Source organism: Pseudomonas sp. JAI120 (assembly GCF_014207255.1).
Lineage (GTDB): Bacteria > Pseudomonadota > Gammaproteobacteria > Pseudomonadales > Pseudomonadaceae > Aquipseudomonas.
Map to the genome: position 1 here is coordinate 518,166 of NZ_JACHCZ010000004.1, position 24,819 is coordinate 542,984.

A 24,819-nucleotide genomic window follows, 5' to 3' on the forward strand; every position below is an offset into this window, starting at 1 on the left:
ATAGCGGCATAACAGTCAGCGCAGAACTAGCCCTGCCACTTCCCGCCTTCAACGATCACGCTCTCAGGCTTGGTGTCATCGCTCAGCTCCTTGCGCTCGGGCGTCACGGTCATGTTGGCGAGGATCAGGTCAACCTTGTCGCTTTGCAGGAACGGAATACGGCTGGCCAGCTCGACGGCGACAAATTCGACTTTGTTCTCATCGCCCAGCAGGTCCTTGGCGAATTGGCGGCCGATGTCGGTATCGAAACCGACATAGCGGCCCGCTTCGTTGACGAAGCCAAACGGCGGCTTGTCGGTAAACACACCGACGATCAGCACCGCATACCAGAAGCTGGGGATGCTCAGGCCAAAGAACAGCAGGTACAACCACACCAGCACCGGAATCGCCCGGAACAGCTCCAGGTAAACCCGCAGCACTGCGTTGATCAGCCTGCGCAGCACGCCATACAACACGCCGCCGACCGTACTGAAGGCGATGCTCAACAACGAAATCGACAACGTCTGCGCAGCGCCCTTGCCCAATTGCGGCAACGACACCCACAACAACTCAAGACCCGAACTGGCCATGCTGGAGCCTCCTTTCCAGGCGGCTGAGCAGCAGCGACAGCGGCAAGAACAACAGCACACAAATCAGCGTCAGCACGGCAGAGACCACAGTGGTCTCCTTGAGCAGGAAGATGAAATTGGCGAACAACGCCGGCAGGCTGAGGATGCCGGCCTGGGGCAGGATCACATGGCGCAGCAGTTGCCAGTCCGACAGGCCGATGGACTTGCCCAACTCGATCTGCGCCAGCGGCACCGCTTCCACACCGGCGCGCAGCACTTCGGTGAGGTAGGCAGCGCAGGGTAATGCGGCGAGCGCCGTCCGATCCGGCGTGGGTAACGCCGGGTAGCGCGAACTTTAAAAGTATAAAAAGTAAAATTTAAATACCGAAACAGCATATTGATATCACCCAAAAAGATAACCCCCGGATTAGCGGGTTGCGCAGGTGGCAGCTATGGTGTTTGGGTCGAAGGAAAACTGAAACGAAGGATGAGCAATGGATAAAGCGAAACCGATTGATCCGCAGGAACTGGTGAAGTGGTTGCTGGCGTTGCGCAGGGCAATAGATAGCCGAGCGCGTTGAAACGAGAGAAGCCTCGCTCGCAAAAGAGACTTCTCAACGACTTCAGCTTTGTTTAATTACGGCGGTGGGTTGCCACCACCTGCCATTGCTTTTGTGGCACTGTTTTGCTGCTCTTCCGTCTCAAAATTGACGTAGTTGTCTGGGAATTTGAAATGGGAATCCACGAGTTTCCAGTATTCCTCATTCTGTGGCGTTGGCTTGTCCCATATACGTTCGGCCAGTGAGCCGGCGTCGTTACGTATAAGATCCGGCCGCCCTTTGGCTTCCTGTATCACCCGGTCGACGTGCCCGCGCAAGGCATTGGGTCCCGTGGTTTCGATAGTGCTTTTATTTGGACGGCTAAAGTAACGGTCACCGGCGTACTCATTGCCTTTCATGGAACGGTATTTGTTCCCGATATCGTCAATCAGGCTGGACAGCATTGCACTCTGGGAATGGCTGGAAAACAAAGCGTTCGCGAAATATGGCGTGGAACTGCCCTTGGCGTCACTTTTGCCTTCAGCCATGCCGACCAGCATCAGGTCAGGGTGGGCGTTCAGCGCTTTATCAAGCGGGCGCATACTCTCCAGATCGATGTCTGTATAAGTGCCAGCGTATTGATTGACAATTTCATACCTGACAACGTCGGAGGCTGCCGCATACCCCCCATTGCGGCCCATTATTTCATGCTGGTAAACATCCTTATTTTGCAGGCTGATATCAGAAGGATTGCTCAAGTCACGTATCTGCACGTTTTTTAGATCACCAAATCGTGCCTTAACAGCGTCCAAGGCAGCCGTGTCCCGGGGAGGGTTGCTGGCATAGCGGTCCCATGACTTGGTGGTCTGGTCCAGGATAACGGCTTCTGCCTGGAAGAACTTATCGTCGGTACGTGAGGCATGACGTTCAAAGGCGTGGAGTACCTGCGGAGCGTTTTCGGGGGTGATTTTTTCTCCACTGGTTAACAGCGAAGCCTTCAGGGCCTTGTTAGCTGAAGAAGACAATTCCTTATTTAACTCCGTCAACACCTGTGTCTGTTCTGCCTTGTTGCGCGGGTGCAGTCCAGCACTATTAATTGTTGCTTTAAGTTGACTGAACAACCCTCGAATGGGTCGTTCAGCTTGATAACCAGGATAAATACTCTCCGCTTTTGCCTGAGCCGCTTTATTAGTGGCATAGGCATCGAACTGGGTAGAGTCTACCCACAGCATAACTTTATGATTGGGGTTTTTTGTTGCCCACTGGCGAAGATACTCGTCCTGTTTTTCACCTGGCTTAGAACCTACCCACACCATGTGGATATTATTGGGAATTTGCCTGAACTGACTTTTTGGATAGGTGCTCTCGAAACTCTTGGCGCCTTGAGGCTGCTCAGCGCCTTGAGTTGAAGCCAGGAAGGTAGTTGGCATGCGATTAGGGGAAATTGAACTTGGCATAATAATGCCGGCCTCCAAAATTTAATAATTCAGCTGACGCCTCCATGCAATGACTCCTACAGCGAACGCAATCTTGACCCTACAAATCCAACAAAACAAAATGTAAAATGTAAAATCGTTTTAATAACACTTAGATACAAGCTTCTCTTGAAAATCGTTGAACCAAAGCCCTCCTTCAAACCAATCAGCCACTTATATGCAGGTGCTACAGAACACACATAAAAAACGCCGACGCTGTAGTAGCCGTCGGCGTTGAAACCTTGAAGGGGGTTTTGGCTTACATCAGAACGCGGGCACGACTGCACCGTTGTACTTCTTCTCGATGAAGGCTTTGACTTCCGGGCTGGTCAGGGCCTTGGACAGTTTCTGGATAGCGTCGCTGTCCTTGTTGTCCGGACGAGCCACCAGGAAGTTCACGTACGGCGAGTCGGCACTTTCGATGATCAGCGCGTCCTTGGCCGGGTTCAGACCCGCTTCCAGCGCGTAGTTGGTGTTGATCAAGTCCAGGTCAACCTGGTCCAGCACACGTGGCAGCAGGGCCGACTCCAGCTCTTTGAACTTGAGGTTCTTCGGGTTGCTGGCGATGTCTTTCGGCGTGGCCAGGGCGTTGGTCGGGTCTTTCAGGGTAATCACACCGGCTTTCTGCAGCAGCAACAGGGCGCGGCCGCTGTTGGAGCCTTCGTTCGGGATGGCCACGGTGGCGCCATCCTTGAGCTCGGAAATATTCTTGATCTTTTTCGAGTAACCGCCGAAGGGTTCAACGTGCACGCCAACCACGGTGACCAGGTTGGTGCCCTTGCCCTTGTTGAAGTTTTCCAGGTACGGCAGGGTCTGGAAGTAATTGGCGTCCAGGCGCTTCTCGGCAACCTGTACGTTTGGCTGGACGTAGTCGGTGAAGACTTTGATTTCCAGGTCCACGCCTTCTTTTTTCAAGGCTGGCTTGACCAGTTCGAGGATCTCGGCGTGCGGGACCGGGGTCGCGGCAACCACCAGTTTCTCGTTGGCCTGGGCGAAGCTTGCAGTCAGGGCAGCCGCCAGTGCGGTAAACAACAGAACCTTTTTCATGCAGTGTCCTTATCGAAATTCCGGGGCGTCTCTGACGACCGTTTTTTATGTGGTGTGCCAGCGAAGTGCTATCGCGGCGTGGGAGGGACAATACCTATATTTTTTATTCCCGAACAATATCTTTTATTCACGTTGATATTCCATTTTGCTCATGTAGAGGCTTGTTCACGTAGAAAGCTGCGCAAGGTTTCCCGCTCAGCCAGGCTGGCATTGGCGAAGATGCGCTGTACTTGCTCCAAAGGCGACCCTGCCACTGGCAGGTTCAGATGCTCGGGCAGAATTTCGTCGCCGCTGCTCACCAGCAAGGCGAAGTGAATGACGTTCTCCAGCTCGCGGGTATTACCCGGCCAGCTGTGGTGTTCCAGTACGCGCTGGGCGGCGTCGCTGATCAACGGCACCGGCAGCTCCAGGCGCTGACTGTAGATACCCAGAAAGTATTCGGCCAACGACAGGATATCGCCCACCCGCTCACGCAACGCCGGCAGGTCCAACTGGCCCTCGCTGAGGTAATGGAACAGCCGCTCATGAAACTTGCCGGCGGCCACGGCCTGGGCCAGGTCGATGCTGGTGGCGGCCACCAGGCGCACGTCCACCGGGCTCGGCTGGTGGGCGCCAACGCGGGTGACTTCATGGTTTTCCAGGGCCGCCAGCAGTTTCACCTGGATCGGCAGCGGCAGGTCGCCGATCTCATCCAGGTACAAGGTGCCGCCATTCGCCGAGCCAAACCACCCGGCCCGGCTGCTGGCCGAGCCACTGTGGGCGCCGGCGGCATAGCCGAACAACTCGGCGTCGGCGTAGGTTGGGCTGATGGCGCCGCAATTGACCGAGACAAACAAACCGGAGCGGTCGCTGCCCCGGTGGATATGCCGTGCCAACAGTTCTTTACCGCTGCCGGTTTCGCCGCGTATCAACACCGGCAAAGCGCGGGGGGCGAGGCTTTCCAGGTCTTCGCGCAGCTTGCGCGAGCGAGGGTCGACAAACACCAGCGCCTTGGCACGAATGCTCAGCGGGCTTTTTTCGGCGTCGGGGAAGGTCAGCAGCGGCTGACCGAAGGTTTCATGCAGACTCATGGCAAGCTCCCGCCCCAAATCCACTCAGGGACGGGGCGTTGAAAAATATCAGGCGGTGCGCCGGGCGTGATGCTCGAGGCGGCTTTGCAGGCGATACAGGTAGGCGAACCCCTGCTCCCAGCGCTGGTGACCGGACTTCACATTGATATGCCCGGCCCCGGACAGGATGCCGGCTTCGGCGCCCCAGTGACGCGCCAGCTCCAAGGCCCGGGGGGCACTGACGGCGCTGTCGTTATCGGAACTGACCACCTGGCTGGGAAACGGCAACAGGTCGGTCGGGATCGGTGCGAAGTTGCGCAGGGCGGGCGAGCACGCCGGACGCTCGACGTCCGCCGGAGCTACCAGCAAAGCACCGCGCACCTGCCGCAGGAACTGCACGGGTGCGGTGGCAGCCCAATGGGCCACGGTGATGCAGCCCAGGCTATGGGCGATCAGAATCACCGGGGTGCTGTCGGCGGCGATCGCCTCGGCCAGCGCAGCCACCCAATCTTCGCGGCGCGGCGTCAGCCAATCGGCCTGCTCCACGCGCGCGCTGTTGGGCAGGCTGTTCTGCCAATGAGTTTGCCAATGATCTTCTGGCGATCCTTGCCAGCCCGGCACGATCAGATAACGAATCGACTCGCTGTGCATGGGTGTGCCCTCCTGCAGCGTTTAACGTTGCAGGACAGTATAGGGACGAGGGTTATATTCGTTAAGGAATAAGAAGCTATTTATTAATAACCAAAAACTCAAACCTGCATGAGGTTCAAATGTGGGAGGGGGCTTGCTCCCGATGGCGGTGGGTCAGCTGACAAACAGGCCAACTGACACTCCGCCATCGGGAGCAAGCCCCCTCCCACATTCCACATTCCACATTCCACATTGGGAATTGGCGGCGTTGCTTGAATTCCAGGCAAAAAAAGGCCGCACCCTGCCAAGGAGACGGCCAAAAACTTGTCGAGGCTTTTGCCACTAACGTGCGGTAATCACCGACAGCTTGGTAATGCCCGCGCGCTCGATAGACGCCATGGCTCGCGCCACTTCGCCGTAGTTCACTCCATCGTCAGCTTGCAAAAGCGCTTCGGGGTTTGCTGCGTTCGCAATTGCCCCAACGGCGCGCGGTGCGGCCGCCCAAGGTCGACCAATTCACCACTCGGTGCTTGGCGCCGAGGTGGTTTTTTTTGATGCTTTTCAGGCATACAAAATATTCAGTTAAGGCATGGCTCAACGGAGCTGTTTGCGCACAAATCGAACAGTTCAGCCTGTAAGCACTGCCCTGCGGCACTCAGGCCATGACGGGCATACAACGCCAGACGCACGCCTTGCACCACGGGCAAACCACTGTCCGGCCCCAGTTCCACATGTCCTGGCTGCACTACCCGTCGCGGCAACAGACTCACACCCAATCCCGCCGCCACCGCCGAACACACGCTGGCCAGGCTCGCGCTGGAATACCCGATACGCCAGCGCCAGCCGTCCACTTCCAGGTGTTGCAGCATTTCATTGCGGTACAGGCCGCCCACCGGAAAGGCCACCAACGGCAACGGATCACGGCCCAGGCACGGCGTGTTGCGACTGTCGACCCAGCACAGTGGCTCGGGCCATGAAGCCAGGCAGTCGGCGCTGTCACCCATCTGCTTGACCAGCAACACATCGAACTCGCCGCTGCGGTATTGGCGCTGCAACTCGGGGCCGAGGCCGCTGGTGACCTCCAGCCGCACCCGTGGATACGCCAGCACATACGCCGACAGCAACGGCATCAGGCGCTCGGCGGCAAAGTCTTCCGGTACGCCGAGGCGCAACACGCCGTCGCTCTGTTGGTTGATCAACACATCGGCGGCTTCTTCATGCAGCGCGAGGATGCGCCGCGCATAGGCCAGTAAGCGCTCGCCCTCAGCGGTGGCGACCACGCGGCGCTGGTCGCGGTCCAGCAACTGGCACGCCACCGCCTCTTCCAGGCGGCGGATCTGCTGGCTCACGGTGGACTGGGTCAAGTGCAGGCGCTCGGCGGCGCGGGTGAAATTGCCGCAGTCCACCACAGCGACAAAACTGCGCAACAACACGGGATCGAACATGGGCGTCACCATTCCATTAGCCACTGATTGTCATGGTTATATTTAATTTCAGAATACCTTTGGCGCTGACCATACTCACGCCTCATTTACCGACTGCAAGAGCGTTGCATGACCCTGAATAAATCCCTCGCCGGCTGGGGCCTGCTGGTGGTGCTCGGCCTGAACCTGCGGCCGATCCTCAGTTCCATCAGCCCGTTGCTCGGCGAGATTCGCCAAGCCACCGGCCTGAGTTTCCAGAGCAGCGCCCTGCTGACCAGCCTGCCGGTGGTGTGCATGGGGTTGGTGGCGCTGGTGGGCGTGCGCGTGGAAGCCCGTCTGGGCGAGCGGCGCGGCGTCGCCCTGGGCTTGATGATGATCCTGCTGGCGTGCCTGGCACGCTGGTTGATGGGCCAGGCGTCGGCGCTGCTGGTCACGGCGCTGCTCGGCGGCGCGGGGGTGGCGCTGATCCAGGCCTTGGTGCCGGCGATGATCAAGCGCGAATTCCGTCATCGCGTGCCGGTGGCGATGGGTGTGTACTCAGCCTCGCTGATGGCCGGCGGCGGGCTGGCAGCGCTGCTCAGCCCGCTGGTGGCCACGCATTTCCAGGAGTGGCAGGCGGGGTTGGGGGTGTGGCTGCTGCCGGCGCTGGGCGCCTTGCTGCTGTGGGCCTGGCTGCCCCTGGGCGCGGCCAGAAATCCACAGGTGGTGCCGGCCTTCAAGGACCTGCGCAATCGCCGCGCCTGGTTGCTGGCGCTGTATTTCGGCCTGGTCAATTGCGGCTACATGAGCTTGGTGGCGTGGCTGCCGGCTTACTATCAGCAACTGGGCTGGGGTGTGTTGCCCAGTGGTTCGCTGCTGGCGTTCATGACTATTTTCCAGGTGATCGCCGCGCTGTTGATGCCGGTGCTGGCGCAACGCGGTATCGACCGTCGGCCGCTGCTGGGCATTGCCCTTCTGGCCCAGACCGTGGGTTACCTCGGCCTGATCGTCGCGCCGCAGGCGTCTGCGCACCTATGGGTGGCGTTGTGTGGCTTCGGCTTGGGCGCGTGTTTCGCCTTGAGCCTGCTGCTGACCCTCGACCACCACCGCGACCCACGCCAAGCAGGGCAACTGGCGGCCTTTGTGCAAGGCGTGGGTTTCTTGATCAACGCGGTGTCGCCGTGGATGACCGGCTGGCTGCGCGAGCTGACCGGCAACTTTGTCAGCGCCTGGGTGGTGCTGACGGTCACGGCGGTGGCGATGCTGGTGGTGACGCGAGTGTTCAGCCCGGCCACGTACCGGACTGCGCCTGCTCTATAGATATGCATTTAAGATCTACATAAACCAACAATGCTTCGTTGACGGAATAAGTAACCCTCTTAAAATCCCGGTTCTCCCACAGGATGCCGGGCACACCATGGACCTTCGCCAACTGCGCTACAACGAACACCGCAGCTTCGTGCGCGCGGCGGACGCCATCGGACTGGGGGCTGAAGAAGCCTTCGTCGAGGCATTCGCCCGGGGCGAGTTGCAGGTGCTGCACTGGCGCAACCTGCCCCACGCCCTCGACAGCTTGAACAACCGCTGTGGTGTGATCAGCCGCGCTGGGGTGCGCTTGTCGCCTGCGGCGAAAGCGTTGATCGAGACGCTGCTGGCGGTGGAAAGCCAAGCCGATTGGCCCGCGAAAACGTACCGAAATCATTGAAGCGCACGCCCATCTCGGCCATGACCTTATGCGCCACCTTGGCCGTCATCTGGCGGATGTAGAACGGCTCCTTCACCACAAAATGGTGAATCCCGTGGGTGCTGCCGAAGTTGAAGCAGAACGCCTGCAACGGCCATAGCCACCACGGATTCAGCACCTGGGTTTGCTGGATCACATTGCCCAGTTCCACATCGCCGTAGTAGTGCATGTTGGAGCTGACAAAGTGCAGGCAAAAGGTGCGCAGCACGTTGGGGCCGATGATCACCACGGCGGCGATGTCGATCACCTGCATCATCTGCAAGGTGCCGGTGGACCAGTCGATCGGCGTGCCCAGCAGGCTGGCGATGCCGTTGGCGGCATGGAAACCGAGGAAGATGTACCACGCGCCCCAATGCAGCAGCGCCAGCGGTGCGTAGACCAGCAGCGAGCGCTTGAGGATCTTGAGTTTGTGGCCCCAGGTCTTGGCGCGAAGCATGCGGATAAACGCCGACATCACGTTATCGCCCACCATCAGCAACCGCGCCAAGCCCCAGGGCTCGCCGTTGGTGATCGCACGTTCCTCCATATCGGTCTCGGTGCCGGAGACCTTGTGGTGATTGAGGTGCAGGTGGCGACGGATCCACGGGTTGATGGTGCTCGGTCGCGCCAGCCACACCAGGCCCATCATCAGGTTGTGCGGCACGCGCTTTTTGCGAAAGTACATGCTGTGGATCAGGTCGTGTTCCAGCTCGTGAGTCAGTGAGGCGAGGAACGCATTGAGCAGCAGGCAGGCCCACCAGGCCATGTGACCGCTGATATAGAGCGCCGCCGAGCCGATCATGCCCAGCAAGGCAAAGGCCAGGATGCCCGCGCCCAAGGCGTCCTGATGCTGCAACCACGGGTGCCGGCGACGCAAGCGCACGCCTTCGGCGAGCACCACCTCGCGGATATGCGCCGAACGCTGTTGCGCGTTCATCTGCTGGGGACTTGCAGAAGTACCGTCCATGCTCCCATCCTCTTATTCATTGATGGTTACATCCTGCACCAGGGCTTCTTGCAGGACGCTAGCCCCACACGCCAACCTGTTGACCGCAAGCGCCAATCGCCATGACCGAACCGACTTCCCTCGCCAGCTGGACCCGCGCCCTGCGCAAGCAGCTCGATGCCCTGGGCCTCGACAGCGCCGCGCTGTGCGCCCAGGCCGGGCTCGATCCGCAGCAGATGGACGACCCCAACGCGCGTTACCCGCTGTCGGCCACCACGCGTTTGTGGGAACTGGCGGTGCAGGCCAGCGGCGATCCGGCAATCGGGTTGCGGGTGTCGCGGTTTGTCAGCCCGACCACCTTTCATGCGTTGGGTTATGCGTTGGTGGCGAGCGGCAGCCTGCGCGAGGTGTTCGAGCGCATCGTGCGGTATCACCAGGTGGTCAGCGATGCCCTGACCCTGGAACTCAGCGGCGATGGCGAGCGCTACCGCTTTCGCCTGCTGCAACCGCCGGGCAGCCCGGCACCGGCGCTGGAAGCCATCGATGCGTTTGCCGCGATCTATGTGCGCACGTGCCGCAACCGCCTGGGCCGCGACTATGCGCCGTTGGCGGTTTACCTACGGCGCCCGCAACCTGCCGACCCCAAGCCCTGGCACACGGTGTTCCGCGCACCGGTGTTTTTTGGCGCCGAGGAAGACCGCCTTGAATTCGCCGCCAGCGATTTCGACAGCCACCTGGACGACGCCAACCCGGAACTGGCCGAACACAACGAAACCGTGCTCAAACGCACCCTGGCCCAACTGCAACCGCTGACCTGGGAACGCAAGGTGCGCGCGGCCATCGAGGCGCAACTGCCCGATGGCGAGCCGAGTGCCGAGCGGATTGCCCAGGCACTGCACTTGAGTTTGCGCAGTTTGCAGCGGCATCTGGCGGATGAGGGGTGTCGTTTTGATGCGCTGCTCAATGAGTGCCGGGAGAATCTGGCGTTGTTGCATCTGCGTGATCCACAGTGCTCGTTGGCGGAGATCAGTCACCTGTTGGGGTTTGCTGATACCAGCAGCTTTAACCGGGCGTTCAAGCGCTGGACGGGGATGACGCCGGGGCAGTTTCGGGATGGGTTGCGGTAGGGGGATTTGTGGGGAGGCTGAAGGCCTCATCGGGAGCAAGCCCCCTCCCACATTTGAAATGCGTTCTCCTGTGGGAGGGGGCTTGCTCCCGATGGCAATCTTTCAGGCACTACAGTGACGGGATCAATCAGCGACCCCGATCGCGCCGCAACAGTTTCTTCACCCGCATCACCAACCCCTTGGCCTCAAACGGCTTGAGCAGGTAATCATCCTCATGCAGCTCCAAGCCGCGCAGGCGATCCTCAATCCCGCCCGGCGTGGTCAGGAACAACACCGGCGTTTCGCCCTTCTGTCGGATCGCCTGCTGCAGCTTCCAGGCATTCAGGCCTGGCAGCATCACATCCAGGATCACCAGGTCGTACTCGGCGCTTTCGACAAAGCGCTGCGCCGCCATGCCGTTGGCCGCAACTTCCACGGTGTAACCGGCCTCGTTCAAGCCCTGGGCCATCCGCTGCGCCTCTTCGGATTCATGTTCCACTAACAGGACACGCATAACACACCTCGATTGATCAGGTTTGCAGGCTAACACCCTCAGGTGTGCGCCGCCTCTCGTAGCCGCTGTGCATCGAGGATTTCGATCTCGCCGTAGCCCAGGCGCACGATGCCCTGGGCTTGCAGGTCCTTGAGCAAGGCATTGGTGGTCTGGCGCGACAGGCTCAGCATCGCCGCCAGGTCTTCCTGGGGCAGTTGCAGCACGCGCTTTGACGGTTCCATGTCGCCGTAACCCTCAACGATCATCAACAGTCGATGGGCCAGGCGAACCGAGGCGGGCATCAGGCTGAGCTGTTCGAGGCCAATAAAACTCAGGCGCAGCTTCTGGCTCATCAGCAACGCCAGGTCGCGCCAGTACCGAGGGGATTCATCAAGAATCTTCAACAGCGCCTGCTGCGGCACCTGCACCAGCGTGCACGGCCCCGTGGCGCAGGCGTCATGGGTGCGCGGCAAGCCGTCGAACAGGCAGATCTCGCCGAACCAGTAGGGCGCCCCCACCAGGCTCAACAGCGCTTCCTTGCCGTGCTCATTCACCGCACTGACACGCAGGGTGCCGTCGAGCACCGCATACAAGCCACAGGGCGGGTCGCCGCGCTTGAACAGGTACTGTCCCGCCGTCAGCTGCCGCAGCCGCGCATGGGCCAGCAGACTATGCTGGAAAGGTACGGGCAGGTGACTGAACCAGTGACCGACGGCCAACCGGGAGTGCCATTGCGTCGCATCCATGAGAACTCCGAAGATTGTCGCCCAGCTGACAGTTAGTCCCAGGCTGACAGGGCATGATCAAACATCCTACAGGAGGAACAACAATGAAAAGCCTCGTCGACCACCTCAGTCAATACGCCGCCTACCACCGCGACCCGCGCAATATCGCCAGCCACTTCATTGGCATCCCGATGATTGTGGTCGCGGTGGCCGTGCTGCTGTCACGCCCCGAATGGGCGATGGGCGGACTGTGGCTTTCCCCGGCGGTGATCGTCGCGCTGTTTTCGGCGTGGTTTTACCTGCGGCTTGAACTGGCCCTGGGGGTGCTGATGACGGTGTTGATGGGCTTGTCGGTATGGGCCGGGCATGCGTTGGCGGCGCAGAGCACGATGGTGTGGCTCAGCAGCGGCGTCGGCCTGTTTGTGGTGGGTTGGGTGATTCAGTTTGTCGGGCATTACTACGAAGGCAAGAAGCCCGCGTTTGTGGATGACGTATCCGGGCTGATTGTGGGGCCGTTGTTTGTGGTGGCGGAAGTGGCGTTTTTGCTGGGGTTGCGCCAGGGCCTCAAGCAACAGATTGAGGAGCGCTCGGGACCGGTGGTTCGCCGCGATCTGAAGCCGAGACAGATCTGAATGTGGGAGGGGGCTTGCTCCCGATTGCAGTGGGTCAGCAGCAGATAAGCTGGCTGAAACACCGCTATCGGGAGCAAGCCCCCTCCCACATTGAACCTGTTTCACATTGGGATTTCTGTTTGGGGCTCAGGCTTTCTGCCAGACCTTGGGTTTGAAGAACAAGGTCTCGCCGCGAGCCAAACCGGTCAGGCTGTCGTGGTCTTTCACCACTTCGGCTTCGATCAGGTCTGTCTGGCCTTCGACCTTCAATGTTACCCGTGTGGTCGCGCCCAACGGGCGGATATCACGCACTTCAGCCGCGTGGTGGTCTTCCAGCTCATGGCGCGACAGCGACACTTCGTGGGGGCGGAACAGCACGTGCTTGTCTTCACCCAGGTGCAGGCGGTTGGAGTCGCCGAGGAAGTGGTAGACGAAATCGCTGGCCGGATTTTCGTAGACGTCGCCCGGTGAGCCGATCTGCTCGATCACGCCCTTGTTCATCACCACGATGCGGTCGGCGACTTCCATGGCCTCTTCCTGGTCGTGGGTCACGAACACCGACGTCAGGTTGATGTCTTCGTGCAGGCGCGCCAGCCAGCGGCGCAGTTCTTTACGCACCTTGGCGTCGAGGGCGCCGAAAGGTTCGTCCAGCAGCAGCACTTTCGGCTCCACCGCCAGGGCGCGGGCCAGGGCGATACGCTGGCGCTGGCCACCGGAGAGTTGTTCCGGGTAACGGTCGGCCAGCCAGTCCAGTTGCACCATGTTCAGCAGTTCGTGAACCTTGGCCGCAATCTGGCTTTCGCTCGGGCGCTGTTTTTTCGGTTTCATGCGCAGGCCGAAGGCGACGTTGTCGAACACGGTCATGTGGCGAAACAGCGCGTAGTGCTGGAACACAAAACCGACGTTGCGATCGCGCACGTCGTGGCCGGAGACGTCTTCACCGTGGAACACGATGCTGCCGTCATCCGGGGTTTCCAGGCCGGCGATGATGCGCAGCAAGGTGGTCTTGCCGCAGCCGGAAGGCCCAAGCAAGGCCACCAGCTCGCCACTCTGGATATCCAGGTTGATGCTGTCCAGGGCCTTGAAGGCGTTGAAGTTCTTGCTGACATTACGGACTTCGATCGACATGACTTATTCCTCAGCCGCAGCGGCGCGCAGGCGATTAATACGGTTCTCGCTCCACTGCTTGAGCAGCAGGATGAAGAGCGCCAGGATCAGCAGCAGACTCGCCACCGCAAAGGCGGCAACGTGGTTGTATTCGTTGTAGAGAATCTCGACGTGCAGCGGCAAGGTGTTGGTCACGCCGCGAATGTGGCCGGACACCACCGACACCGCGCCGAACTCACCCATGGCCCGTGCGGTACACAGCACCACGCCGTAGATCAGGCCCCATTTGATGTTCGGCACGGTGACATGCCAGAACATCTGCCAGCCATTGGCTCCGAGCAGGCGCGCGGCCTCTTCTTCCTGGGTGCCCTGCTCCTGCATCAGCGGGATCAGTTCACGGGCGACGAATGGCACGGTGACGAAGATGGTCGCCAACACGATGCCGGGCAGGGCGAACACGATCTGGATGTCGTGCTCCTGCAGCCATGGGCCGAACAAGCCCTGGGCGCCGAACATCAGCACGTAGACCAGGCCTGCGATCACCGGAGAGACCGAGAACGGCAGGTCGATCAGCGTCACCAGGATGCTCTTGCCACGGAACGAGTACTTGCTCACGCACCAGGCGGCGCTGACGCCGAACACCAGGTTGAGTGGCACCGAAATCAGCACGGCGATCACCGTGAGTTTCAGTGCGGACAACGCGTCCGGTTCAAGGATCGCGGTGAAAAACGTACCGAGGCCGTTCTTCAAGCCCTGAGACACCACGATAAACAGCGGCAGCAGCAGGAACAGGAAGAACACCAGCCACCCCAGGCTGATCAGAATGCGCCGGGAAACAGCGCTGCCACGGCGGGCTGCGTTGGCCGAGGATGCCGCGGAAATAGACGATTGGGACATGTTCCGCGCCTCCTTATGGACGTTCGATGCGCCGCTGCAACAAGTTGATCAGCAGCAGCAGGACAAAGGAAACCACCAGCATCAGCACGCCAATGGAGGTGGCGCCGCGGTAGTCGTACTGGTCGAGCTTGACCATGATCAGCAGCGGCAGGATCTCGGTTTTCATCGGCATGTTGCCGGCGATGAAAATCACCGAGCCGTACTCACCGACGCCACGGGCGAACGCCAGGGCGAAGCCGGTCAGCCAGGCGGGCAGCAGCGCGGGGACGAGGATGTAGCGGAACACCTGCAACGGCTTGGCGCCCAGGCAGGCGGCGGCTTCTTCGATTTCCCGGGGGATATCGGCGAGTACCGGCTGCACCGTGCGCACCACGAACGGCAGGGTCACGAAGGTCAGCGCCAGGGTGATGCCCAATGGGCTGTAGGCGATCTTGAAGCCCAGGTCAGCGGCGAACTGGCCCACCAGGCCGGTCGGCGTGTACAGCGCCGTCAGGGCAATACCGGCCACGGCGGTGGGCAGCGCGAACGGCAGGTCGATCATCGCATCGATGATCTTGCGGCCGGGGAAGGTGTAGCGCACCAGCACCCAGGCCAGCAGCGTGCCGATCACGCCATTGATCAGGGCGGCGTACAGCGCGGTGCTGAAGCTCAGTTTCAACGCCGCCAGCACACGGGGTGCGGAGATGATGTTCCAGAACTGATCCCAGGTGAGTTGAGCGGCGTGTACAAACATCGCCGCCAGCGGGATGAGTACCATCAGGCTGAGGTACACCACGGTGTAGCCCAGCGTCAGCCCGAAGCCGGGTATGACGGGGGAAATACGACGCGACATAAGAGTCCTTGGTTAAAGGTAGAAACCACTGTAGGAGCGAGCTTGCTCGCGAAGATCGTCAACGATGACGCGGGCATTCTGAATGAACGCGGTGCCCTTGAGTTCTTCGCGAGCAAGCTCGCTCCTACAGGTACTTTGGCTTACTGCGCCGTGTAGATCTGGTCGAACACGCCACCGTCGTTAAAGAATTTCGGTTGGGCAGTTTTCCAGCCGCCGAAGTCTTTGTCGATAGTCACCAGGTCCAGTTTCGGGAACTGTTGGGCGTATTTGGCGGCGACTTTTTCATCGCGTGGGCGGTAGAAGTTCTTCGCCGCAATCTCCTGGCCAGCCGGGCTGTACAGGTGCTTGAGGTATTCAGTGGCGATCTCGGTGTTGCCCTTTTTCTCGGCGTTCTTGTCGACCACGGCCACCGGCGGCTCCGCAAGGATCGACAGGGACGGTACGACGATGTCGAACTTGTCGGCGCCGCCGTCTTCTTTCAGGGCCAGGAAGGCTTCGTTTTCCCAGGCCAGCAACACGTCGCCCTGACCGTTGTTGACGAAGGTAATGGTCGAACCGCGCGCGCCGGTGTCGAGGATCGGCACGTGCTTGAACAGCTCTTTCACGTATTCCTGGGCCTTGGCTTCGCTGCCACCGGATTTCAGGCCGTAGGCCCAGGCGGCAAGGAAGTTCCAGCGCGCACCGCCGGAGGTTTTCGGGTTAGGCGTGATCACCGACACGTCTTTCTTGATCAGGTCGCCCCAATCCTTGATGCCTTTAGGGTTGCCCTTGCGCACCAGGAACACGATGGTCGAGGTGTATGGAGTGCTGGCGTCGGGCAGGCGGGTCTGCCAGTTCTCCGGCAGGGTCTTGCCCAGCTTGGCGATTTCGTCGATGTCACCGGCCAGGGCCAGGGTCACCACGTCGGCGCGCAGGCCGTCGATCACTGCCCGGCCTTGCTTGCCCGAACCACCGTGGGATTGCTGGATCTTGACGTTGTCGCCGGGGTGAGACTGTTTCCAGAAGTTGGTGAACTCAGCGTTGTAGTCCTGGTACAGCTCACGGGTAGGATCGTACGAAACGTTGAGCAACTCGTAGTCCTTGGCAACCGCGGAACCGGCAAACACGGCACTGGCCAGGGCGGCCAGGGCATAACGGCGAATCGACGACATAGAAGCTCCTGAAATTCTGGGGTGTTGGCTTTTTCTTATAGTTGCGGGTCTATCGCCGTTCTTGCTTAGCTCGGTTTGTTACCCGGGTTCTGCAAACGGAATTTTTCCTTGCGTTCGATCTGTACCACTTGGGCGTTGTGCACAGTGATTTCCACCGCGCCAAACCGCAGATCGCGCAAGGCGCTCTGGATCTCACGCAAAATGGCTGCTTCGTCCTGGCCGTCGACGCTACGTAGAGATGCGCTCATGGTCTCGCTCCTGAAATGAATAGTGCCTCGCAGTGGCGGCACTGCTTGCGGCGTAGGGCGATAGTAGATAAGCGCGGATATTCTTAAAAAGACTATTTGAGAATGTTTATATAACCAAAAAGAATTTTCTGGTAGGGCGTGGGGTTGCGAGAGGGTTTTGTGTCTGAGCGGAGAAATTAGGCCTTGTGAATATCCAAATGTGGGGGGGGGCACAAGCCCCCTCCCACATTTGAATGCATTTCAAGCCTGAATGGCGGGTGCGCGGTCCCAGTCAATTTCCAGCGCCGGCATCGGCCGTCCAAACCAGTACCCCTGGCCCATATCGCAGTTCTGCTCCAACAAGAACCGCGCCTGCTCCACCTGTTCGATCCCCTCGGCATGCACCTGCATGCCCATGCTTTTCGCCAGGGCGATCACCACCCGCACGATGGCGGCATCGTCTTCGTCCCACGGCAGCCCGGCGACGAAGCCCTGGTCGATCTTGAGCTTCTGCACCGGCAGGCGCTTGAGGCGCAGCAAGGAGGAATAGCCGGTGCCGAAGTCGTCAATGGCCAGGCGCAAGCCCAGTTCGCGCAAGCGGTGCAGCTGTTCCAGGGCCACTTCAGGGTCATCCATCACTGCGCTTTCGGTGACTTCCAGCTCAAGGAAAGCCGGGTCCAGGCCGGTATCGTGCAGCACCTGGGCGACCTGATCGTAAAGTTCGCGTCGGGCAAACAGGCGGCTCGACACATTGATGGCGATAAAGCTCAACGGCAAACCGTCGGCCAGCCATTGGCACATCTGTCGGCAGGCCTGGTCCATCACCCAGCCATCGATATCGGCAATCAGCCCGGTGCGTTCGGCGATGGGGATGAAATCGCCCGGCGGCACCAGGCCACGCTCGGGGTGTTGCCAGCGCACCAGCGCTTCGACGCCGATCAGGCGGCTGGTGTGCAAATCGTGCACAGGCTGGTAGTAGACGCGCAGTTCCTGCCGTTCGAGGGCGCGGCGCAGCTCGCTGGCGATTTCCACCCGGTTCTGCGCGTGGGCGGTGAGTTCTTCGGTGTACAAGGCGTAGCCTTCGCGGCCCACGCTTTTGGCCTTGAAGAGTGCAGAATCGGCGTTGCGCAGCAACTGCTCGGCGCTCAGGGCGTCATTGGGGAACAGGCTGATGCCGATGCTGGCGCTGATAAACAGTTGATGGCCGTCAAAGATAAACGGCTGTTTCATCTCATCCAGCATGCGCTGCGCCAACGCCGCCGCCTGCACCACCTGTGAGCAATTTTCCGCGAGCACCGCGAACTCATCCCCGCCCAGGCGCGCCAGGGTGACGCCGGGGCCGAACAGCGCGGAGAGCCGCTCACCCACCAGCTTGAGCAATTGGTCGCCGATGTTATGGCCGAGGCTGTCGTTGATGATCTTGAAGTGGTCCAGGTCCAGCAACAGCAGGGCGCAACCGCGTTTGTGCAGTTGCGCCGAGGCCAGCGCCTGCTCGGCGCGGTCGGTGAACAGCAGGCGGTTGGGCAGGTCGGTCAGCGGGTCGTGGTGGGCCAGGTGGGCCAACTCGTGCTCGGAATCCTTGATGGCGCTGATGTCGGAAAACACCGCAACGTAATGGCTGAGATGACCCAGGTCATCGTGAATCACGCGAATGGTTTGCCACTGTGGATAAATCTCACCGCTTTTGCGCCGATTCCAGATTTCACCGCTCCATTCACCGGTGTGTTCCAGGGTCTGGAACATCTGTTGATAGAAATTCGACGAATGGCGACCGGACTTGAACAGGCTCGGCTGCTGGCCCATGACGTCTTCGCGCTGGTAGCCGGTGATTTCCATGAAGGCCCGGTTCACATGCACGATCAAGCCCTTGGCGTCGGTGACCAACACCCCTTCGCGGGTGCAATCGAACACGGCAGCAGCCTGGCGCAGGCGCTCGCGGTTCTCTTTCAAGGGTTGCTGCTGCTGGTGGGCCTGAGCAGACCGGGCACAAATCAGGGAGATCAGCAGGGCGCTGAGCGCTACCCACAAATAGACGCGCATCTGCAACCACCGGTGCAGGTCGGTCGGATTATCGAGAAACTCGATCAATATCCGATGAGTGAGGCCTATCCAGAAGCTCGAAGCCAGCAGGTATACCAGCCCCGCACGCAGGGCTCCACGGTATGAAAACAGCATATGCCCAGTAATCCTTACTAAAAGCCCAGAATCATCCTACAAAGAATGGGGATTATAGGATATGTAACATCTGGTAAGTCTTATCTGAAAGGGCCGCTGGTTTTCTCTGTAGGCTTAGTGATAATGCGTGAGCTGTTCTTTTCTTTATCTGAGGGCCATACAGCCTATGTGGTACAACGGTTTTCTTGACTTGTCGGCCTGGCAACTGGTGGCAGTCACTCTGTTGATGACCCACGTGACCATCGTTGGGGTCACGGTCTATCTGCACCGCTATTCAGCCCATCGCTCCCTGGAGCTCAATGCTGGCCTGAAACACTTCTTCCGCTTCTGGCTGTGGCTGACCACGGCGCAGAACACCCGCGAGTGGACCGCCATCCACCGCAAGCACCACGCCAAATGCGAGACCGTCGACGACCCGCACAGCCCGGTGATCAAGGGCCTGTCCACCGTATTGCGCAAAGGCGCCGAGCTGTACCGTGCCGAGGCCGAAAACCCCGAGACCCTGCGCATCTACGGCAAGAACTGCCCGGACGACTGGATCGAGCGCAAGATCTACACCCCTTACCCGCTGCTGGGTGTGGCGATCATGGGCGTAATCGACCTGCTGCTGTTCGGCACCATCGGCATCACGATCTGGGCAATCCAGATGATGTGGATTCCGTTCTGGGCCGCCGGTGTGATCAATGGCCTGGGCCATGCCGTCGGCTATCGCAACTTCGAATGCCGTGATGCCGCCACCAACCTGGTGCCGTGGGGCATCATCGTCGGCGGCGAAGAGCTGCACAACAATCACCACACCTACCCCAACTCGGCCAAGCTGTCGGTGAAGAAGTGGGAGTTCGACCTGGGTTGGGCATGGATCAAAGTGTTCAGCTTCCTGCGCCTGGCCAAGGTGCAGCGTGTGGCACCGATTGCCCACCGCGTGGAAGGCAAGGGCCATCTGGACATGGACACCGCCATGGCGATCCTCAACAACCGCTTCCAGATCATGGCCCAGTACCGCAAGTTGGTGATTGGCCCGCTGGTCAAGCAGGAGCTGGAGAAGGTCGATCACTCGGTGCGCCACCAGTTCCACCGCGCCAAACGCCTGCTGTCGCGGGAAACCAGCCTGCTGGATGACCGCCACCACCTGCGTATCCAGAGCATGCTGGAACACAGCCAGGCGCTGAAAGTGATCTACGAAAAACGCCTGGCGCTGCAGCAGATCTGGCTCAAGACCAGCTCCAACGGCCACGATATGCTGGCGGCCATCAAGGAATGGGTACACGAGGCCGAGGCCAGCGGCATCCAGTCCCTGCGGGATTTTGCCCACCAATTGAAGACCTATTCGCTGCGACCTGCATCTGTATGACAACATGGCGGGAGGGCCTTCCCTCCCGCCCATCAGCTTTTTGGCGCCATTTCTCGGACACCGTCAATCGATACTATTGACGGAACTTCACTGCAATTCGCCTCTCTCAATGAACACTTCGCCATCATGGTGACCCCTTGTAGTGACCGCTGCTTGATCTTGCGGCGCGCCCAGAGAGAGTTGTGCCGATGGTTCTCGAAAAGCCCTTCACCACCGACAGCCCTACCGCTGACCCTCCGCGTCCGGCTGCGGCAGCAACCCTGCTGGCACTGGTACATGCCCAGGGCGAAGTCGAACGACTGAGCGAACGCGAACAATTACTGAGTTCGCTGCTGGTCAGTGTGAATGCCGTGCTCTGGGCCATCGATTGGCAAACCCGCCGCGTGCTCTACGTAAGCCCGGCATACGAACGGATTTTTGGACGTTCCGCCGGCCTGTTGCTGGCCGACCACCGCGAATGGCGCAACAGCATTCACCCCGAAGACCTCGATTACGCCGAACACAGCCTGGCGCGCGTGCTGGAGCAGGGTGCCGTGGAGGATCGCGAGTACCGCATCATCACCGCCGACGGGCAGATCCGCTGGCTGAGCGACAAGTGCTACATCAACCAGCAGGTCGAACCTGGCGAGCCGGTGATCGTGGTCGGCATAGCCGAAGACATCACTGATAAAAAACAGATGGAACTGGAGCTGCACCGTCTCGCCACCACCGACGTGCTGACTCAAAGCAGCAACCGCCGACACTTCTTCGAATGCGCCAACCAGGCCTTCGACAGCGCCTGCGCCCAAGGCGCGCCGCTGGCCTTCCTGCTGTTGGACATCGATGACTTCAAGGACGTCAACGACACCTACGGCCATCTGGAGGGCGACCAGGTGCTGCGGCGTATCGCCGAGAGCGGTCGCGGGGTACTGCGCCGTGGCGATCTGTTCGGGCGCATTGGCGGCGAAGAGTTCGCCGCAGTTCTGCCGGGTTGCGCGCCGGAGATGGCGCTGCAAGTGGCCGAGCGCCTGGGCAAAGAGATCCAGGAACTGAGTTTCAGCTATGAAGGCCATGCGTTCAGCGTGACCATCAGCCAGGGCCTGGCCAGCCTGACCGAGGAGGACTCCACCCTGGACAGCCTGTTCGCCCGCGCCGATGCCGCCATGTATGAGGCCAAGCGCCTGGGCAAGAATCGCGTCATCGCTGGCTGAATGCCGATCATTGTGGGAGGGGCGGTGCGACGAGGTCTGAAGGTGCTGCAAGCGCACAAAAAAACCCGCCGAAGCGGGTTTTTTCTGTCGATCAGGTCAGCTTCCGCTTACAGCTCGGAGAAGCACTCTTCGATGATCGCCAAGCCTTTGTCCAACTGCTCGTCCGGCGAGGTCAGCGGCACCAGTACGCGCAACACGTTGCCGTAGGTGCCGCAGGACAGCAGGATCAGGCCCTTGTCACGCGCCTTGGCCACTACAGCGGCAACGGCCGCAGCGTTTGGCTTGTGGCTGTCGCCGTCTTCGAACAACTCGACCGCGATCATCGCGCCCAGGGCACGCACGTCACCGATTACCGGGTACTTGGCTTGAATCGCCTTGAGGCCAGTCACCAGGCGCTCGCCGACAGCCTTGCAGCGGTCCAGCAGGTGCTCTTCTTCGAACACTTCCATCACTGCCAGCGCAGCGGCGCAAGCGATCGGGCTACCGGCGTAGGTGCCGCCCAGGCCACCTGGGGCAATGGCGTCCATGTATTCGGCCTTGCCGCACACACCGGCCAGCGGGAAGCCGCCTGCGATGGATTTGGCGAAGGTGGTCAGGTCGGCGGCAACGCCCATCTGTTCCATGGCGAAGAAGGTACCGGTACGGCCGGCACCGGTTTGCACTTCGTCGGCGATCAGCAGGATGCCGTGCTTGTCGCACAGTTCACGCAGGCGCTTCATGAACGGCTTCGGCGCGACGTAGAAACCGCCTTCGCCTTGTACCGGCTCGATGATGATGGCGGCAATATCACGCGGCTCGGCATCGTTCTTGAAGATGCGCTCGATGCTGGCGATGGAGTCGTCGTCGCTGACACCGTGCAGTTCGTTCGGGTACAGCGCGCGGAACACACCGCCTGGCATCAGGCCCATGCCGGCCGAGTAAGGCACGACTTTACCGGTGAGACCCAGGGTCATCATGGTGCGGCCGTGGTAGGCGCCGGTGAACGCGATCACGCCGGCACGGCCAGTCGCGGCACGGGCGATTTTCACGGCGTTTTCAACGGCTTCGGAACCGGTGGTGACCAACAGGGTTTTCTTGGCGAAATCGCCTGGAACCTTGGCGTTCACTTTTTCGCACACTTCGACGTACGGCTCGTAGGCCAGTACCTGGAAGCAGGTGTGGGTCAGCTTGTTCAGCTGTTCGGTCACGGCGGCGATGATTTTCGGGTGCACGTGGCCGGTGTTCAGCACGGCGATACCGCCGGCGAAGTCGATGAACTCGCGACCTTCAACGTCAGTCACGGTGGCGTTCTTCGCGGATTCGGCGAAGATCGGGTGAATCTGGCCAACACCGCGCGGTACAGCGGCTTCGCGGCGTTTCATCAGGGAAGCGTTGGTCTTGCTCATAAAGTCCTCATTCGCCACTCATCGGGTGGCGTTGCTCAAGGAATACGTGGCAGGGAGGCAACTACGGCAGCATGCGATGATCGACTGCCACAGCTTTCCCGGCCACTACGAATAACGGTGTGAAACACGCAAAGGGTCAGCGCTCTCGTGCCCTTTGCGTTTACTGCAATCCCTTCCCGGCTTAGATGCCCAGGCAGAGGTATTTGATTTCCAGGTAGTCCTCGATCCCGTACTTGGAGCCTTCACGGCCCAGGCCCGAAGCCTTGATGCCGCCGAACGGCGCGACTTCGTTGGAGATCAACCCGGTGTTGACCCCGACCATGCCGTATTCCAGGGCTTCGGCCACACGGAACACACGGCCCAGGTCGCGGGCATAGAAGTAGGAAGCCAGGCCGAACTCGGTGTCGTTGGACATCGCGATCACTTCGGCTTCGTCTTTGAAGCGGAACAGCGGCGCCAGCGGGCCGAAGGTTTCTTCCTTGGCAACGGCGGCGTTTTTCGGCACGTCGACCAGGATGGTCGGTTCAAAGAAGTTGCCTTCCATGACCTTGCCACCGGCCAACAGCTTGGCGCCTTTGCTCAGGGCGTCGGCGATGTGTTCCTGGACCTTGGCCACGGCTTTTTCGTCGATCAGCGGGCCGGTGGTGGTGCCTTCTTCCAGACCGTTGCCGATCTTCAATTTGGCCACCGCGACTTTCAGTTTTTCCGCAAACGCGTCGTACACCGAATCCTGGATGTACAGGCGGTTGGCGCAGACGCAGGTCTGGCCGTTGTTGCGGTACTTGGAGATGATCGCGCCTTCGACGGCCTTATCCAGGTCCGCGTCGTCGAACACGATAAACGGCGCGTTGCCGCCCAGCTCCAGGGAAACTTTCTTGATGTCCTTGGCGCATTCAGCCATCAACTGGCGACCGATTTCGGTCGAGCCGGTGAAGGACAATTTACGCACGATCGGGTTGCTGGTCAGCTCGCCGCCGATGTCGCCGGCGCTGCCGGTGACCACGCTCAGCACGCCTTTCGGGATACCGGCACGGTGCGCCAGCTCAACCAGGGCCAGGGCCGAGAACGGGGTTTGCGAAGCAGGCTTGATCACCATGGTGCAACCGGCGGCCAGGGCCGGGCCGGCTTTACGGGTGATCATCGCGGCCGGGAAGTTCCACGGGGTGATGGCGGCGGTCACGCCGATAGGCTGCTTGATCACGATCAGGCGCTTGTCGGGCTGGTGGCCGGGAATCACGTCACCATAGATGCGCTTGGCTTCTTCGGCGAACCACTCGATAAAGGACGCGGCATAGACGATTTCACCCTTGGCCTCAGCCAATGGCTTGCCTTGTTCCAGGGTCATCAGGCGACCGAGGTCGTCCTGGTTTTCGATCAGCAGCTCGAACCAACGGCGCAGCTTGTTGGCGCGCTCCTTGGCGGTCAGCGCACGCCAGGCCGGCAGCGCCTTGTCGGCAGCTTCGATGGCACGGCGGGTTTCCGCGGCGCCCATCTTTGGCACGGTACCGATAATCTCGCCCGTGGCAGGGTTGTTGACCTTGATGGTCTGACCGTTGTCCGCATCCACCCAAGCGCCATCGATAAAGGCCTGCTGGCGGAACAACTGGGAATCTTTGAGCTGCATGTCGGCTTTCCTTAACAGCACCGCGCGCACGCGGAGCGAATTAGAGTTGTTGAAAGGCGCCTTGTGGGCTGCCGTCAGGGAAATCAGCCCCCGCGCGCGCGATCAACGAATAGCGCACGAGAGACAGAGCGTTTGAAATCTCAAACGAATCCTAGGATCAATGGGGGTACAGGGCAATAGTCTGTTCGAAAAAAAGAACGAAAACGGCGCATTTGCCGGAACTTTCAGATCAGCGTGATTTGAGCGCGTTCCGCCGCATTGACCAACGGCGCCCGGCGCAGGGCCTTCCAGCGGCAAATTCCTACTGGGAAACGGCCAAAGACCGGCATGGACGCCCAAGGTCGACATGGGTATGATGTCGCCCGCACAAGCATCCGTAGCTCAGCTGGATAGAGTACTGCCCTCCGAAGGCAGGGGTCGTGGGTTCGAATCCCGCCGGGTGCACCATATAGCAGTCTCGGGCTGTCTCAGACAGTCTCCGAAACACCCCAAGAAGCCCGCCCCGTGCGGGCTTTCTTGTTTCTGGCTATCCATCCCTGTCTACCCCTATAACTTCCCGCCGTGTATGCCCACGTGTATGCTTTG

General features: G+C 60.3%; 21 protein-coding genes, 1 tRNA gene and 6 pseudogenes. 8 read left to right on the forward strand and 20 right to left on the reverse strand.

The genetic code is table 11. From position 1 onward, the window contains the following. Positions 1-65: 65 nt before the first annotated feature. The 9 genes and pseudogenes from HDC32_RS32250 to HDC32_RS23335 form a co-directional block, all read right to left on the reverse strand. Positions 66-317 (reverse strand): annotated as a pseudogene (locus HDC32_RS32250) (transporter substrate-binding domain-containing protein); the annotation flags it as partial. Further along, a pseudogene (locus tag HDC32_RS32255) lies at positions 300-569 on the reverse strand (ABC transporter permease subunit); the annotation flags it as partial. The pseudogenes HDC32_RS32250 and HDC32_RS32255, both read right to left, overlap by 18 nt. Beyond that, positions 550-855 (reverse strand): annotated as a pseudogene (locus tag HDC32_RS23305) (ABC transporter permease subunit); the annotation flags it as partial. The pseudogenes HDC32_RS32255 and HDC32_RS23305, both read right to left, overlap by 20 nt. A gap of 330 nt (positions 856-1,185) precedes the next feature. Then, entirely contained in the window at positions 1,186-2,544 is a 1,359-nt protein-coding gene (locus tag HDC32_RS23310) for a TcdA/TcdB catalytic glycosyltransferase domain-containing protein (RefSeq protein ID WP_184745623.1), read from the reverse strand. 282 nt (positions 2,545-2,826) lie between these two features. After that, entirely contained in the window at positions 2,827-3,609 is a 783-nt protein-coding gene (locus HDC32_RS23315) for a MetQ/NlpA family ABC transporter substrate-binding protein (protein WP_131696997.1), read from the reverse strand. 149 nt (positions 3,610-3,758) lie between these two features. Further along, a complete protein-coding gene (locus HDC32_RS23320; RefSeq protein WP_184745625.1) occupies positions 3,759-4,679 on the reverse strand; it encodes a sigma 54-interacting transcriptional regulator in 921 nt (306 codons plus the stop codon). A 48-nt stretch (positions 4,680-4,727) separates the two neighbouring features. Further along, entirely contained in the window at positions 4,728-5,309 is a 582-nt protein-coding gene (locus tag HDC32_RS23325; protein WP_131696999.1) for an alpha/beta hydrolase, read from the reverse strand. Positions 5,310-5,630: 321 nt separating this feature from the next. Next, positions 5,631-5,735, reverse strand: a pseudogene (locus HDC32_RS23330) (ExbD/TolR family protein); the annotation flags it as partial. A 131-nt stretch (positions 5,736-5,866) separates the two neighbouring features. Further along, the gene (locus HDC32_RS23335) at positions 5,867-6,733 is read right to left on the reverse strand and encodes a LysR family transcriptional regulator (protein ID WP_184745627.1); all 867 of its coding nucleotides are present in this window, start codon (positions 6,731-6,733) and stop codon (positions 5,867-5,869) included. Positions 6,734-6,841: 108 nt separating this feature from the next. On the opposite strand from HDC32_RS23335, the gene HDC32_RS23340 reads away from it, so the two are divergent. Then, complete coding sequence (locus tag HDC32_RS23340; RefSeq protein ID WP_167655995.1) at positions 6,842-8,011, forward strand: CynX/NimT family MFS transporter; 1,170 nt, start codon at positions 6,842-6,844, stop codon at positions 8,009-8,011. Positions 8,012-8,159: 148 nt separating this feature from the next. Next, positions 8,160-8,396, forward strand: a pseudogene (locus tag HDC32_RS23345) (LysR family transcriptional regulator); the annotation flags it as partial. Here the strand turns inward: HDC32_RS23345 and HDC32_RS23350 are convergent. Then, complete coding sequence (locus HDC32_RS23350; protein WP_184745629.1) at positions 8,287-9,381, reverse strand: fatty acid desaturase; 1,095 nt, start codon at positions 9,379-9,381, stop codon at positions 8,287-8,289. The pseudogene HDC32_RS23345 and the gene HDC32_RS23350 sit on opposite strands and share 110 nt — an antisense overlap. 101 nt (positions 9,382-9,482) lie before the next feature. Between HDC32_RS23350 and HDC32_RS23355 the strand changes: the two genes are divergently transcribed. Beyond that, on the forward strand, positions 9,483-10,487 hold the full coding sequence (locus HDC32_RS23355; RefSeq protein ID WP_131697003.1) for an AraC family transcriptional regulator: 1,005 nt from the start codon (positions 9,483-9,485) through the stop codon (positions 10,485-10,487). A gap of 127 nt (positions 10,488-10,614) precedes the next feature. On the opposite strand, the gene HDC32_RS23360 is transcribed toward HDC32_RS23355, so the two are convergent. Beyond that, on the reverse strand, positions 10,615-10,980 hold the full coding sequence (locus HDC32_RS23360; RefSeq protein WP_131697004.1) for a response regulator: 366 nt from the start codon (positions 10,978-10,980) through the stop codon (positions 10,615-10,617). A gap of 38 nt (positions 10,981-11,018) precedes the next feature. Continuing rightward, entirely contained in the window at positions 11,019-11,705 is a 687-nt protein-coding gene (locus tag HDC32_RS23365) for a Crp/Fnr family transcriptional regulator (RefSeq protein ID WP_184745631.1), read from the reverse strand. An 83-nt stretch (positions 11,706-11,788) separates the two neighbouring features. Between HDC32_RS23365 and HDC32_RS23370 the strand changes: the two genes are divergently transcribed. Next, positions 11,789-12,316: a DUF962 domain-containing protein gene (locus HDC32_RS23370; protein WP_184745633.1), complete on the forward strand. Its 528-nt coding sequence runs from the start codon at positions 11,789-11,791 to the stop codon at positions 12,314-12,316. 126 nt (positions 12,317-12,442) lie between these two features. Here the strand turns inward: HDC32_RS23370 and HDC32_RS23375 are convergent, their stop codons facing one another. From HDC32_RS23375 to cysT, 3 genes are read right to left on the reverse strand one after another with little or no spacing between them, the layout of a single operon-like run. Next, positions 12,443-13,423: a sulfate/molybdate ABC transporter ATP-binding protein gene (locus HDC32_RS23375; protein ID WP_131697007.1), complete on the reverse strand. Its 981-nt coding sequence runs from the start codon at positions 13,421-13,423 to the stop codon at positions 12,443-12,445. Positions 13,424-13,426: 3 nt separating this feature from the next. Next, entirely contained in the window at positions 13,427-14,299 is an 873-nt protein-coding gene (gene cysW / locus HDC32_RS23380) for a sulfate ABC transporter permease subunit CysW (protein ID WP_131697008.1), read from the reverse strand. A 13-nt stretch (positions 14,300-14,312) separates the two neighbouring features. Beyond that, entirely contained in the window at positions 14,313-15,131 is an 819-nt protein-coding gene (gene cysT / locus HDC32_RS23385; RefSeq protein WP_184745635.1) for a sulfate ABC transporter permease subunit CysT, read from the reverse strand. 42 nt (positions 15,132-15,173) lie between these two features. On the opposite strand from cysT, the pseudogene HDC32_RS32525 reads away from it, so the two are divergent. After that, positions 15,174-15,260: pseudogene (locus tag HDC32_RS32525) on the forward strand (outer membrane lipoprotein carrier protein LolA); the annotation flags it as partial. 11 nt (positions 15,261-15,271) lie between these two features. Here HDC32_RS32525 and HDC32_RS23390 read toward each other — a convergent pair. From HDC32_RS23390 to dibA, 3 genes are all read right to left on the reverse strand, one after another. Next, positions 15,272-16,282, reverse strand: a complete 1,011-nt coding sequence (locus HDC32_RS23390; RefSeq protein WP_131697009.1) for a sulfate ABC transporter substrate-binding protein — start codon at positions 16,280-16,282, stop codon at positions 15,272-15,274. Between the two features lie 65 nt (positions 16,283-16,347). Beyond that, complete coding sequence (gene oscA, locus HDC32_RS23395; RefSeq protein WP_003170956.1) at positions 16,348-16,530, reverse strand: sulfur starvation response protein OscA; 183 nt, start codon at positions 16,528-16,530, stop codon at positions 16,348-16,350. A gap of 240 nt (positions 16,531-16,770) precedes the next feature. Beyond that, complete coding sequence (dibA, locus tag HDC32_RS23400) at positions 16,771-18,684, reverse strand: phosphodiesterase DibA (protein WP_184745638.1); 1,914 nt, start codon at positions 18,682-18,684, stop codon at positions 16,771-16,773. 166 nt (positions 18,685-18,850) lie between these two features. Between dibA and desA the strand changes: the two genes are divergently transcribed. Next, positions 18,851-20,035 carry a delta-9 fatty acid desaturase DesA gene (gene desA, locus HDC32_RS23405; RefSeq protein ID WP_131697011.1) on the forward strand — a complete coding sequence of 395 codons (1,185 nt, stop codon included), beginning with the start codon at positions 18,851-18,853 and terminating at the stop codon, positions 20,033-20,035. A gap of 188 nt (positions 20,036-20,223) precedes the next feature. After that, complete coding sequence (locus tag HDC32_RS23410) at positions 20,224-21,225, forward strand: sensor domain-containing diguanylate cyclase (RefSeq protein ID WP_184745639.1); 1,002 nt, start codon at positions 20,224-20,226, stop codon at positions 21,223-21,225. A 107-nt stretch (positions 21,226-21,332) separates the two neighbouring features. Here HDC32_RS23410 and gabT read toward each other — a convergent pair whose 3' ends face one another. Both gabT and gabD read right to left on the reverse strand, forming a co-directional pair. Beyond that, entirely contained in the window at positions 21,333-22,610 is a 1,278-nt protein-coding gene (gene gabT / locus HDC32_RS23415; protein ID WP_131697013.1) for a 4-aminobutyrate--2-oxoglutarate transaminase, read from the reverse strand. A 181-nt stretch (positions 22,611-22,791) separates the two neighbouring features. Further along, positions 22,792-24,234 carry an NADP-dependent succinate-semialdehyde dehydrogenase gene (gene gabD / locus HDC32_RS23420; protein ID WP_027607874.1) on the reverse strand — a complete coding sequence of 481 codons (1,443 nt, stop codon included), beginning with the start codon at positions 24,232-24,234 and terminating at the stop codon, positions 22,792-22,794. A 370-nt stretch (positions 24,235-24,604) separates the two neighbouring features. Here gabD and HDC32_RS23425 point away from each other — a divergent pair. Continuing rightward, a tRNA-Arg gene (locus tag HDC32_RS23425) sits at positions 24,605-24,681 on the forward strand. The last annotated feature ends 138 nt before the right edge of the window (positions 24,682-24,819 follow it).

Excerpts from the sequence above, each read along its gene's own strand:
- HDC32_RS23390 (WP_131697009.1), bottom strand. The coding sequence starts at position 16,282 with ATGTCGTCGATTCGCCGTTATGCCCTGGCCGCCCTGGCCAGTGCCGTG.
- oscA (WP_003170956.1), bottom strand. The coding sequence starts at position 16,530 with ATGAGCGCATCTCTACGTAGCGTCGACGGCCAGGACGAAGCAGCCATT.
- dibA (WP_184745638.1), bottom strand. The coding sequence starts at position 18,684 with ATGCTGTTTTCATACCGTGGAGCCCTGCGTGCGGGGCTGGTATACCTG.
- cysT (WP_184745635.1), bottom strand. The coding sequence starts at position 15,131 with ATGTCGCGTCGTATTTCCCCCGTCATACCCGGCTTCGGGCTGACGCTG.
- gabT (WP_131697013.1), bottom strand. The coding sequence starts at position 22,610 with ATGAGCAAGACCAACGCTTCCCTGATGAAACGCCGCGAAGCCGCTGTA.
- HDC32_RS23370 (WP_184745633.1), top strand. The coding sequence starts at position 11,789 with ATGAAAAGCCTCGTCGACCACCTCAGTCAATACGCCGCCTACCACCGC.
- HDC32_RS23340 (WP_167655995.1), top strand. The coding sequence starts at position 6,842 with ATGACCCTGAATAAATCCCTCGCCGGCTGGGGCCTGCTGGTGGTGCTC.
- HDC32_RS23325 (WP_131696999.1), bottom strand. The coding sequence starts at position 5,309 with ATGCACAGCGAGTCGATTCGTTATCTGATCGTGCCGGGCTGGCAAGGA.
- gabD (WP_027607874.1), bottom strand. The coding sequence starts at position 24,234 with ATGCAGCTCAAAGATTCCCAGTTGTTCCGCCAGCAGGCCTTTATCGAT.
- HDC32_RS23365 (WP_184745631.1), bottom strand. The coding sequence starts at position 11,705 with ATGGATGCGACGCAATGGCACTCCCGGTTGGCCGTCGGTCACTGGTTC.
- HDC32_RS23335 (WP_184745627.1), bottom strand. The coding sequence starts at position 6,733 with ATGTTCGATCCCGTGTTGTTGCGCAGTTTTGTCGCTGTGGTGGACTGC.
- HDC32_RS23375 (WP_131697007.1), bottom strand. The coding sequence starts at position 13,423 with ATGTCGATCGAAGTCCGTAATGTCAGCAAGAACTTCAACGCCTTCAAG.
- HDC32_RS23350 (WP_184745629.1), bottom strand. The coding sequence starts at position 9,381 with ATGGACGGTACTTCTGCAAGTCCCCAGCAGATGAACGCGCAACAGCGT.
- desA (WP_131697011.1), top strand. The coding sequence starts at position 18,851 with ATGTGGTACAACGGTTTTCTTGACTTGTCGGCCTGGCAACTGGTGGCA.
- HDC32_RS23410 (WP_184745639.1), top strand. The coding sequence starts at position 20,224 with ATGGTTCTCGAAAAGCCCTTCACCACCGACAGCCCTACCGCTGACCCT.
- HDC32_RS23360 (WP_131697004.1), bottom strand. The coding sequence starts at position 10,980 with ATGCGTGTCCTGTTAGTGGAACATGAATCCGAAGAGGCGCAGCGGATG.
- HDC32_RS23355 (WP_131697003.1), top strand. The coding sequence starts at position 9,483 with ATGACCGAACCGACTTCCCTCGCCAGCTGGACCCGCGCCCTGCGCAAG.
- HDC32_RS23310 (WP_184745623.1), bottom strand. The coding sequence starts at position 2,544 with ATGCCAAGTTCAATTTCCCCTAATCGCATGCCAACTACCTTCCTGGCT.
- cysW (WP_131697008.1), bottom strand. The coding sequence starts at position 14,299 with ATGTCCCAATCGTCTATTTCCGCGGCATCCTCGGCCAACGCAGCCCGC.
- HDC32_RS23320 (WP_184745625.1), bottom strand. The coding sequence starts at position 4,679 with ATGAGTCTGCATGAAACCTTCGGTCAGCCGCTGCTGACCTTCCCCGAC.
- HDC32_RS23315 (WP_131696997.1), bottom strand. The coding sequence starts at position 3,609 with ATGAAAAAGGTTCTGTTGTTTACCGCACTGGCGGCTGCCCTGACTGCA.